Origin of the sequence: Rhodovulum sp. (assembly GCF_011048875.1) — a bacterium.
GTDB classification, from domain to species: Bacteria; Pseudomonadota; Alphaproteobacteria; order Rhodobacterales; family Rhodobacteraceae; genus Rhodovulum; species Rhodovulum tesquicola.
Genome location: NZ_DSDD01000206.1, coordinates 1 through 9,065 on the forward strand (window position 1 = coordinate 1; position 9,065 = coordinate 9,065).

11 protein-coding genes and 1 pseudogene are annotated in these 9,065 nt (G+C 67.7%); 7 read left to right on the forward strand and 5 right to left on the reverse strand.

Annotated features, from left to right (window positions below):
• The 5 genes from ENN83_RS07145 to ENN83_RS07165 all read left to right on the forward strand — a co-directional run.
• On the forward strand, positions 1–645 hold a 645-nt coding region (locus ENN83_RS07145), incomplete at its 5' end, for a lytic murein transglycosylase (protein WP_287185551.1).
• Between the two features lie 75 nt (positions 646–720).
• A complete protein-coding gene (gene purL, locus ENN83_RS07150) occupies positions 721–2,880 on the forward strand; it encodes a phosphoribosylformylglycinamidine synthase subunit PurL (protein WP_287185553.1) in 2,160 nt (719 codons plus the stop codon).
• A gap of 74 nt (positions 2,881–2,954) precedes the next feature.
• A complete protein-coding gene (locus tag ENN83_RS07155) occupies positions 2,955–3,197 on the forward strand; it encodes a BolA/IbaG family iron-sulfur metabolism protein (protein ID WP_287185555.1) in 243 nt (80 codons plus the stop codon).
• 5 nt (positions 3,198–3,202) lie between these two features.
• Positions 3,203–3,565 carry a Grx4 family monothiol glutaredoxin gene (gene grxD / locus ENN83_RS07160; RefSeq protein WP_287185557.1) on the forward strand — a complete coding sequence of 121 codons (363 nt, stop codon included), beginning with the start codon at positions 3,203–3,205 and terminating at the stop codon, positions 3,563–3,565.
• A gap of 7 nt (positions 3,566–3,572) precedes the next feature.
• Positions 3,573–4,067, forward strand: coding sequence for a hypothetical protein (locus ENN83_RS07165; protein WP_287185559.1), 495 nt, complete (start codon positions 3,573–3,575; stop codon positions 4,065–4,067).
• A gap of 6 nt (positions 4,068–4,073) precedes the next feature.
• On the opposite strand, the gene ENN83_RS07170 is transcribed toward ENN83_RS07165, so the two are convergent.
• Together ENN83_RS07170 and ENN83_RS07175 are read right to left on the reverse strand one after the other, a co-directional pair.
• Positions 4,074–4,472 (reverse strand): cell division protein ZapA, encoded by a 399-nt coding sequence (locus ENN83_RS07170; protein WP_287185561.1) that lies wholly within the window; start codon positions 4,470–4,472, stop codon positions 4,074–4,076.
• Positions 4,465–4,953 (reverse strand): hypothetical protein, encoded by a 489-nt coding sequence (locus ENN83_RS07175; RefSeq protein WP_287185562.1) that lies wholly within the window; start codon positions 4,951–4,953, stop codon positions 4,465–4,467. The genes ENN83_RS07170 and ENN83_RS07175 overlap by 8 nt, the downstream gene beginning before the upstream one ends.
• A gap of 241 nt (positions 4,954–5,194) precedes the next feature.
• Here ENN83_RS07175 and ENN83_RS07180 point away from each other — a divergent pair, with 241 nt between their 5' ends.
• The gene (locus ENN83_RS07180) at positions 5,195–5,338 is read left to right on the forward strand and encodes a hypothetical protein (protein ID WP_287185564.1); all 144 of its coding nucleotides are present in this window, start codon (positions 5,195–5,197) and stop codon (positions 5,336–5,338) included.
• Positions 5,339–5,443: 105 nt separating this feature from the next.
• On the opposite strand, the gene coaD is transcribed toward ENN83_RS07180, so the two are convergent.
• The 3 genes and pseudogenes from coaD to ENN83_RS07195 form a co-directional block, all read right to left on the reverse strand.
• A complete protein-coding gene (coaD, locus tag ENN83_RS07185; RefSeq protein WP_287185565.1) occupies positions 5,444–5,935 on the reverse strand; it encodes a pantetheine-phosphate adenylyltransferase in 492 nt (163 codons plus the stop codon).
• 99 nt (positions 5,936–6,034) lie between these two features.
• Positions 6,035–6,394 carry a CBS domain-containing protein gene (locus ENN83_RS07190; protein WP_287185567.1) on the reverse strand — a complete coding sequence of 120 codons (360 nt, stop codon included), beginning with the start codon at positions 6,392–6,394 and terminating at the stop codon, positions 6,035–6,037.
• Positions 6,395–6,461: 67 nt separating this feature from the next.
• Positions 6,462–7,355: pseudogene (locus ENN83_RS07195) on the reverse strand (LysR family transcriptional regulator).
• Positions 7,356–7,461: 106 nt separating this feature from the next.
• On the opposite strand from ENN83_RS07195, the gene ENN83_RS07200 reads away from it, so the two are divergent.
• Positions 7,462–8,961, forward strand: coding sequence for a CoA-acylating methylmalonate-semialdehyde dehydrogenase (locus tag ENN83_RS07200; RefSeq protein ID WP_287185569.1), 1,500 nt, complete (start codon positions 7,462–7,464; stop codon positions 8,959–8,961).
• The last annotated feature ends 104 nt before the right edge of the window (positions 8,962–9,065 follow it).

Here is a 9,065-nt window from a genome sequence, read left to right on the forward strand (position 1 = left end):
CTGGCCGCGCTGGCCGCAACCCAATACGCCCAGGCCACGATCAATGCCGACCGCAACCAGCGCAGCTTCCGCCTCAGCTATCCCGAGTTCTGCCGGAAGCGCGGCTGCGATGCGATCGTCCAGCAGGGCCGCAGCCGCAAGGCGCAGAACCCCGCCTTCTACGCCTCGCTCGAACGGGCCTATGGCGTGCCTTCGGGGCTCCTGATCGCGATTCACGGGATGGAGACCGCCTTCGGTCGCTTCATGGGCAATGCCAACGTGCTGAACGCCACCGCGACGCTCGCCTATGATTGCCGCAGGCCGGATTTCTTCCGCCCCCACCTGATCGGCGCGCTCATGATGATCGACCGGGGCATGATGTCGCCCGGCGCCATCGGCGCGATGCATGGCGAGCTGGGCCATACCCAGTTCCTGCCCGGCAACGCCCTGACCTATGGCCAGGACGGCAATGGCGACGGCCGGACCGACCTGACGGACATGGCCGACGCGCTGGCCTCCACCGCGAATTTCCTTCGGCAAAAGGGCTGGCGCCCCGGCGAGTCCTACCAGCCCGGCAGCCACAATTTCGAGGTGCTCAAGCAATGGAACGCCGCGGGCGTCTACCAGCGCGCGCTGGCCGAGATCGGGGCGCGGATCGACGGCTGAAACCCCCGCGGCCCCTTTCCCCGCCCCGCGCCTTGGCTTAAACAGCGCCCAACAGCCGACATGCGGGGAAAGACGATGCAGGAACCGGCCATCACCGACGAGCTGATCGCGGCTCATGGGCTCAAGCCCGAGGAATACGCGGAAATCCTGCGGATTCTGAACCGCGCGCCCAGCTTCACCGAGCTTGGCATCTTCTCGGCGATGTGGAACGAGCATTGCTCCTATAAGTCGTCGAAGAAATGGCTGCGCACGCTGCATACCGAGGGTCCGCAGGTGATCTGCGGCCCCGGCGAGAATGCGGGCGTGGTCGATATCGGCGACGGGCAGGCCGTGGTCTTCAAGATGGAAAGCCACAACCACCCCAGCTACATCGAACCCTATCAGGGCGCGGCCACGGGCGTGGGCGGCATCCTGCGCGACGTCTTCACCATGGGCGCCCGCCCCATCGCGGCGATGAACGCGCTGTCCTTCGGGCAGGTGGACCACCCCAGGACGCGGCAGCTTGTCCATGGCGTGGTCGAGGGGATCGGCGGCTATGGCAACTGCTTCGGCGTGCCGACCGTGGGCGGCGAGGTCCGGTTCCACCCCGCCTATAACGGCAACTGCCTCGTGAACGCCTTCGCCGCAGGCCTTGCCGATGCCGACCGCATCTTCTACTCGGCCGCCAGCGGTGTCGGCATGCCCGTCGTCTATCTCGGCGCCAGGACGGGCCGCGACGGCGTGGGCGGCGCCACCATGGCCAGCGCCGAATTCGATGAGGGAATCGAGGAAAAGCGCCCCACCGTCCAGGTCGGCGACCCCTTTACCGAGAAACGGCTGATGGAGGCGTGCCTCGAACTGATGGCCTCGGGCGCCGTCATTTCCATTCAGGACATGGGCGCGGCGGGCCTGACCTGTTCGGCGGTCGAGATGGGCGACAAGGGCGGGCTTGGCATCCGGCTTGATCTGAACGCCGTGCCCCAGCGCGAAACCGCGATGACCGCCTACGAGATGATGCTGTCCGAAAGCCAGGAACGCATGCTCATGGTCCTGCGCCCCGAAAAGGAGGCCGAGGCCCGCGCGATCTTCGAGAAATGGGATCTCGACTTCGCCATCGTCGGCGAGACGCTCCCCGAAGACCGCTTCCTCATCCTGCACAAGGGCGCGTGCAAGGCCGACCTGCCGCTGTCGAAACTCGCCTCCTCGGCCCCGGAATACGACCGCCCCTGGGTGGAAACGCCCCCCGCCCCCGAGATGGCCGAGGTGCCCGGCATTGACCCGATCGACGCGCTCAAGGCGCTGATCGGCAGCCCGAACTACGCCGCGAAACACTGGGTCTACGAACAATATGACAGCCAGGTGATGGCCGACACGATCCGCCGCCCCGGCCTTGGCGCAGGCATCGTGCGCGTGCATGGCACCGACAAGGCGCTGGCCTTCACCTCGGACGTCACACCGCGCTATGTCCGCGCCAACCCGGTCGAGGGCGGCAAGCAGGCCGTGGCCGAAGCCTTCCGCAACCTCTGCGCCGTCGGTGCGCGCCCGCTGGCCGCCACCGACAACCTGAATTTCGGCAATCCCGAAAAGCCCGAGATCATGGGCCAGTTCGTCGGCGCAATCCGGGGCATCGGTGCCGCCTGCCGCGCGCTCGACCTGCCGATCGTGTCGGGCAATGTCTCGCTCTACAACGAAACCGATGGCTGCCCGATCCTGCCCACCCCCACCATCGGCGCGGTGGGCCTGATCGACCATGTCGACCAGGTGATCGCCGGAACCCCGCAAGAGGGCCATCTGGCACTGCTGCTGGGCGTCACAACCGGCCATCTGGGCCAGTCCGCCCTGCTCTGCGAGGTGTTCAACCGCGAGGATGGCGACGCCCCCCCGGTCGATCTGGCCGCCGAACGCGCGCATGGCGAGTTCATCCGCGCCAACCGCGCCCTGATCGCGGCGGCCACCGACCTGTCGGATGGCGGGCTTGCGCTTGCCGCCTTCGAGATGGCCGAGGCGGGCGGCCTGGGCGTGCATCTGGATGCCGCCGACACCCCCACCCTTTTCGGCGAGGATCAGGCCCGCTACCTGATCTCCGCACCCTTCGACGCCGCCGAGGCGCTTATGGTCGCTGCCGGCAAGGCGGGCGTGCCGCTGGCCACCGTGGGTCGGTTCGGCGGTGACAAGGTCAGCTTCGGCCCCGCCTCGGCCCCCATGGCCGAGCTGACCGCCCTTTATCGCTGCGCCTTTGCCGAGGCGCTGGGCTAAGCCCCCCAACGCGGCCCTTGCGGCGGTTTGCCGACGCGCCTACCTTGATCACGACGAACAGGACGGAGCCCCGAATGGCCATCGCGCCCGAAGAGATCGAAGCCCTGATCCGTGCGAAATTCCCCCACGCGCAGATCACCATCACCGACATCGCCGGCGACGGAAACCACTACGCCGCCGAGGTGGTCGACGAAAGCTTCCGCGGCCTGAACCGCGTCCAGCAGCAGCGCGCCGTCTATGCCGCGCTCAAGGAGCAGATGGAGAGCTCGAACGGCGCGCTCCACGCGCTCGCCCTCACCACCAAAGCCCCGGAGTGATCCCCATGTCCGACGCAGAAACGCGCATCAAGGAAACCATCGACGCCAACGCGGTCGTTCTTTTCATGAAGGGCACCAAGGAGACGCCCCAGTGCGGATTCTCCGGCCGCGTGGCGGGCGTGCTGAACTTCATGGGCGTGGAGTTCAGCGACATCAACGTGCTGGCCGACGAGGAAATCCGCCAGGGCATCAAGGATTTCTCGGACTGGCCGACGATCCCGCAGCTTTACGTCAAGGGCGAGTTCGTCGGCGGCTGCGATATCGTCACCGAGATGACCCTGTCGGGCGAGCTGGACAAGCTCTTCGACGACAAGGGCGTCGCCTATTCCAAGGAAGCCGCCGACAAGATCCGCTCGGCCAACGCCTGAGGCGGTCATGCTGCGGGCGCGGCTCTGGTATGGCCCGGCAGGGCATGGGCTGACGCTCGATAGCGTGGCGCGCTATCTCGGCGGCCCGCTGGCCTGTCGGCTGTCGACCGACAGCCGCAGCCAGTTCGGCCGGGAGGTCGCGCGCCTCATCCTGCACGACCCCATCGCCGCGGTGATCGAACAACACCGCCGTCCCGAGGTCTCGGCCGAGGCGGCAGACCTGGTCACCCGGCTGCCTGCCACCGCATCGCCCGCACTGGCGCAGAAGCTCGGCGCCTGCACCGCCCGGCTCGACATCCACGACGCTCCCGGCCACCGCCTGGCCCCGGCCACCGGCCCCGCGCGCAGCGTGTTCGTGCCGCTCGCCTTCGCGATGGACGGGATCGTCGAAGAGGTCCAAGGCGGGCGCCTGCTGCTCTTCAGACTGCCCGAGGAGTCGCGCCCGGCCGGATGGGTCACACGCACGGTTTCCGGACTTCTCCGGCCTGTGCTGCGGCGCTGACCGGCGTCAGACCCGCATCACCTTTTCCTCGACCGCATCGGCCAGCGATTCCGCCCGCGCGGCCAGTTCGGCCAGAGTATCGCTCACGCTGGGCGGGATCACCGGCACCTCGACACGCTCGGGCGCGGGCGGGGGCGCCGCCTCGAGTTCGGCCACACGCGCCCGGGCCTCGGCCAGCTTGGCCTCGATCCCGCGCAGGCGTTCCTCCAGCCCCACGGTCTTGTCCGCCAGCATCAGCCCCGCCATCAGCAGCATGCGCGATTCGGGCAGATGCCCGCCCTGCGCCGCCAGCACCGCCGCCTCGGCGTCCAGCGCCCGCGCCGCGGCCTGCAGGAACGGTTCCTCGCCCGCCTGGCAGGCCACCTCGAATGTCCGTCCGCCGATGCTTATCGAAACGTTAGGCATGGCTCGCGCCTCCTTCGGCCAGCGGCCGCAGATCGGCGATGATCGCCTCCAGTTCGGCCCGGTCGCCCGCGCGCAGCACCTCAAGCGAGGCCAGTTCGGCCGCCATCGCCGCATCTATCGCGGCCGGATCGCCCAGCCCCTCGGCATTGGCCGCGCGCAGCGCGGCACTGGTCTCGCGCAGCCGCGCATTGACGGCCCGCAACCGCTCCACCTCGGCCTCCAGCGACTCGGCACGCTCGGTCATCTCATGCGCTCGCCGATCCAGCCGCGCAACCTGCGTCTCCTGCCGCTCGCGGATTGCCTTCACGCGCTCGTTCAACTGGGCATTCGCGCTGCGCTCGCTTTCCAGCGCCTCGCGCAACCCCTCGAGCTCGCCGGGCTCCGGCCGGTCGGGGTCGATCCGCTCAAGCCCGCCCAGCCCCACTCCGATCCGTTCCAGCGCCGCAGCGATCCGTCGCTCGAACTCGGTGATATCGCTCATCTTTGCCTGTTCCCCGGTCAGGTATTCCTTGTCGCCATCCGCCCCCCGCGACCGAATCAGAGCGACGGAAGTTCGCTCAAGTCTAACTCAAGGCTCGGGCGAATGCGCCCCCTTTCCAGTCAAGGGCTTACCGCCTATGCTTGATCTGCCGCCCCAACCCCGCCCCAGGCACGGCAACCCGCCGACAGGACCACGCGATGCGCCGACCCAGCCCCCTCCACGACCAGCCCGACACCGCCGGATGAGCAACCGGATCGCGATCGCGCTGATGATCCTCGCAGCCCTTGCCTTGGCCGCCGACCACCTGCTGACCGACTCTGCCGCCACCCTGTTCCTGGCCCGGAAATTCGTCGATCTCGTCGATTACATCGCCATCTGGCACTGATCCGGACGGGTGTTTCTTCTTGGCCCAAATACCCGAATCGCGGCCCGGCACGGGCCGCCAGACTCATGTCTTGCGCCGCAGGCGCTCCGCCCGATCACGACGGGTTCAGGCGAAGCGCGCCACCAGCCGCTCGCGCACCGCGGGCGTGACAAAGGACGACACATCGCCCCCCAGCCGCGCGATTTCCTTGACCAGCCGCGAGGCGATCGCCTGGCGCCGTGCATCCGCCATCAGGAACACCGTCTCGATCGAGGAATCGAGCGCCCGGTTCATCCCGACCATCTGGAACTCGTATTCGAAATCCGCGACCGCCCGCAGGCCGCGCAGGATCATCGTGGCGCCCACGTCGCGGGCACAATCGATCAGCAGGTTCTCGAACGGATGCGCCACGATCTCGGTGCCGGTCTGCGCGCTCAGCATCGCGCATTCCGCCTCGATCATCGCCACGCGATCCTCCAGCGGGAACAACGGGCCCTTGTCGCGGTTGATCGCCACGCCGATTACCAAGCGGTCGACCAGCGCGCAGGCCCGCGTGATGATGTCGATATGGCCCAGCGTCAGCGGATCGAACGTACCCGGGTAAAGTCCGATGCGCATGGGGACCCCCTTCTTCCTGTCTCTCCCCGCACGCAACAATATCGCCGCGGCTTTTGCAAGTGCAGCATCCGCCGCGCCCCAAGCCCCGCGCCATGCCGTTCAGAACCCCATGATCATCCCTTCCAGGGCGTCGTTTTCCATCGACAACTCGCTCAACCGCGCCTTGACCACGTCGCCGATCGAAACCGGCGCCACCAGCCGCCCCTTGTCGATCACCGGCATGTGGCGAAAACGTCTCTCGGTCATCCGGCTCAGCACCTCATGCGCGCTGTCGGTCAACGCGCAGGTCTGGACCTCGCGGGTCATGATCCCCTCGACCGCACAGGTCTCGCCGCTGACCACCAGCGCGCCGATCCGCCGTGCAGCCAGTTCCGCCGCAGCCTGGGCCACCGTTGTGTCCGGCATCACCGTCGCCACACCGGGCACCAGCTTGGACTGAAGGATTTGATGAACCTGCATCACGCCTCTCCCCGCCACGTCCCCCATCGGAACAGTGAGACTGCGTCGCCCCCGCTGCGACATCCTGTCAAGCTATCCGTGCCTCAAGGCGGGAAACTTCTGCGCGAAGACCGTCGAACAGCAGGGCCGCGAACCGGCTCAGGCGCGCCAGCTTGCGGTCGCCGCCATGGCGGATCAGGTAGAAGCTGCGCTTCAGCGACACCAGATCGGCCAGCACCTTGACCAGCCCCGGTGCCGCGGGAATCGCGAAATCATGCACGATCCCCAGCCCCGCCCCCGCCCGCAGCCAGTTCAACTGCACCGCGACCGAGTTCGAGGCCAGCGGCACCCGCTCCATCCCGATCTCGGACAGGTAATCCAGTTCGCTGTCAAAGATCATGTCGGGGATATAGCCCACGATCCGGTGCCCCGTCAGATCGCCCAGGCCGCGGATCGGCGGATGCCGGTCCAGATAGTCGCGATGGGCGACAAGATGCAGCCGGTAGTCGGTCACCCGCTGCACCGTAAGTCGCCCGGTCTCGGGCGGGCTGACCGCGATCGCCATGTCGGCCTCGCGGCGCGACAGGTTGAACACCCGCGGCAGCGCCACGATCTGCACCTCCAGCCCCGGATTGGCGTCGCAGATCGCCGCCGTCACCTGCGGCAGAAGGAAATTCGCCACCCCGTCCGGCGCCCCGATCCGGACCGAGCCGGTCAGTTACCCGCCCTGCCCGCGCAATTCCTCGGCCCCCTCGGTCAGCGCCTGTTCGGCCTGCACCGCGCGCGCCATCAGCCGCTCGCCCGCCTCGGTCAGCCCGTAGCCGCGCGGCGAGCGCGCGAACAGCGCCGCCCCCAGCGTCTCCTCCAGCCGGGCAATGCGTCGGCCCAGCGTCGCGGGGTCCAGCTTCAGCACCTTGCCCGCCCCGGTCAGGCTTTCGGCCCGCGCAACCGCCAGAAACAGCCGCATGTCGTCCCAGTTCATGGCCTCATCCTTGCATTTTCGCAAAACCCCTTTGGCAAACTGCCGCTTTTCCGGGAAATTCTGCAAGACTATCCTGCGCGCACACAGGATTTCCGGGAGGATTGCCATGAAGGAACTGACCCATTTCGTGAACGGCCAGCAGGTCAAGGGGACCTCGGGCCGCTTCGCCGATGTCATGAACCCCGCGCTGGGCGAGGTGCAGGCCCGCGTGCCGCTGGCCTCCAAGGCCGAGATGGATGCCGCCATCGCCGCCGCCGCCGCCGCCCAGCCCGCCTGGGGCGCGACCAACCCGCAGAAACGCGGCCGCGTGATGATGGAATTCGTCCGTCTCATCCACCGCGACATGGACAAGCTGGCCGAGGCGCTGTCCTCGGAACACGGCAAAACCATCCCCGACGCCAGGGGCGACGTGCAGCGCGGCCTTGAGGTCATCGAGTTCTGCATCGGCGCGCCGCAAATGCTGAAGGGCGAGTTCACCGACAGCGCCGGTCCCGGCATCGACATGTATTCGATGCGCCAGCCGCTGGGCGTCGTCGCGGGCATCACGCCCTTCAACTTCCCCGCCATGATCCCGCTGTGGAAGATGGGCCCCGCACTGGCCTGCGGCAACGCCTTCATCCTCAAGCCCTCCGAACGCGACCCGTCCGTGCCACTGATGCTGGCCGAACTGATGCAGGAGGCGGGCCTGCCCGATGGCCTGTTGCAGGTCGTCAACGGCGACAAGGAGGCGGTGGACGCCATTCTTGACAACCCGCTGATCCAGGCCATCGGCTTCGTCGGCTCCACCCCCATCGCGGAATACATCTATGGCCGCGGCTGTTCCAACGGCAAGCGGGTGCAGTGCTTCGGCGGCGCCAAGAACCACATGATCATCATGCCCGACGCCGACCTGGACCGGGCGGCGGATGCGCTGGTGGGGGCGGGCTATGGCGCGGCGGGTGAACGCTGCATGGCGATCTCGGTCGCGCTGCCGGTGGGCGAGGAAACCGCCGACCGCCTGATCGAGAAACTCGTCCCCCGCATCGAAAAGCTGAAGGTCGGCCCCTATACCGCGGGCAGTGACGTCGATTACGGCCCCCTCGTGACCGCCGAGGCCAAGGCCCGCGTGCTGGGCCTGATCGAGACGGGCGTGCAGCAAGGCGCCGAGATCGTCGTCGACGGCCGCAACTTCGCCCTGCAAGGCTATGAAAACGGCTATTTTGTCGGCCCCACGCTGTTCGACCGCGTGACCCGCGACATGGACATCTATCGCCAGGAGATCTTCGGCCCCGTGCTGTCCACCGTCCGCGCCAGGACCTATGAAGAGGCGCTGGGCTATGCCATGGACCACGAATACGGCAACGGCACCGCGATCTTCACCCACGACGGCGACACCGCGCGCGATTTCGCCGCCCGGGTCAATGTGGGCATGGTGGGCATCAACGTGCCGATCCCGGTGCCGCTGGCCTATCACACCTTCGGCGGCTGGAAGAAATCGGGCTTCGGCGACCTGAACCAGCACGGCCCCGACGCCTTCCGCTTCTACACCCGCACGAAAACCGTCACCTCGCGCTGGCCGTCCGGCCTCAAGGAAGGCGGCGAGTTCCATTTCAAGCAGATGGACTGAAACGAGAAGGGCGGCCCCGGGGGCCGCCCTTTCCACGATTGTCGCCTCGCCGCGCTTCAGGCCGCAGTCTTCCTGCGCCGCTTCAGCGCGGCCAGACCGCCCAG

What these genes read in the sequence shown, in the direction of transcription:
- purL (WP_287185553.1), top strand. Translation starts at nt 721, where the DNA reads ATGCAGGAACCGGCCATCACCGACGAGCTGATCGCGGCTCATGGGCTC.
- ENN83_RS07155 (WP_287185555.1), top strand. Translation starts at nt 2,955, where the DNA reads ATGGCCATCGCGCCCGAAGAGATCGAAGCCCTGATCCGTGCGAAATTC.
- grxD (WP_287185557.1), top strand. Translation starts at nt 3,203, where the DNA reads ATGTCCGACGCAGAAACGCGCATCAAGGAAACCATCGACGCCAACGCG.
- ENN83_RS07165 (WP_287185559.1), top strand. Translation starts at nt 3,573, where the DNA reads ATGCTGCGGGCGCGGCTCTGGTATGGCCCGGCAGGGCATGGGCTGACG.
- ENN83_RS07170 (WP_287185561.1), bottom strand. Translation starts at nt 4,472, where the DNA reads ATGCCTAACGTTTCGATAAGCATCGGCGGACGGACATTCGAGGTGGCC.
- ENN83_RS07175 (WP_287185562.1), bottom strand. Translation starts at nt 4,953, where the DNA reads ATGAGCGATATCACCGAGTTCGAGCGACGGATCGCTGCGGCGCTGGAA.
- ENN83_RS07180 (WP_287185564.1), top strand. Translation starts at nt 5,195, where the DNA reads ATGAGCAACCGGATCGCGATCGCGCTGATGATCCTCGCAGCCCTTGCC.
- coaD (WP_287185565.1), bottom strand. Translation starts at nt 5,935, where the DNA reads ATGCGCATCGGACTTTACCCGGGTACGTTCGATCCGCTGACGCTGGGC.
- ENN83_RS07190 (WP_287185567.1), bottom strand. Translation starts at nt 6,394, where the DNA reads ATGCAGGTTCATCAAATCCTTCAGTCCAAGCTGGTGCCCGGTGTGGCG.
- ENN83_RS07200 (WP_287185569.1), top strand. Translation starts at nt 7,462, where the DNA reads ATGAAGGAACTGACCCATTTCGTGAACGGCCAGCAGGTCAAGGGGACC.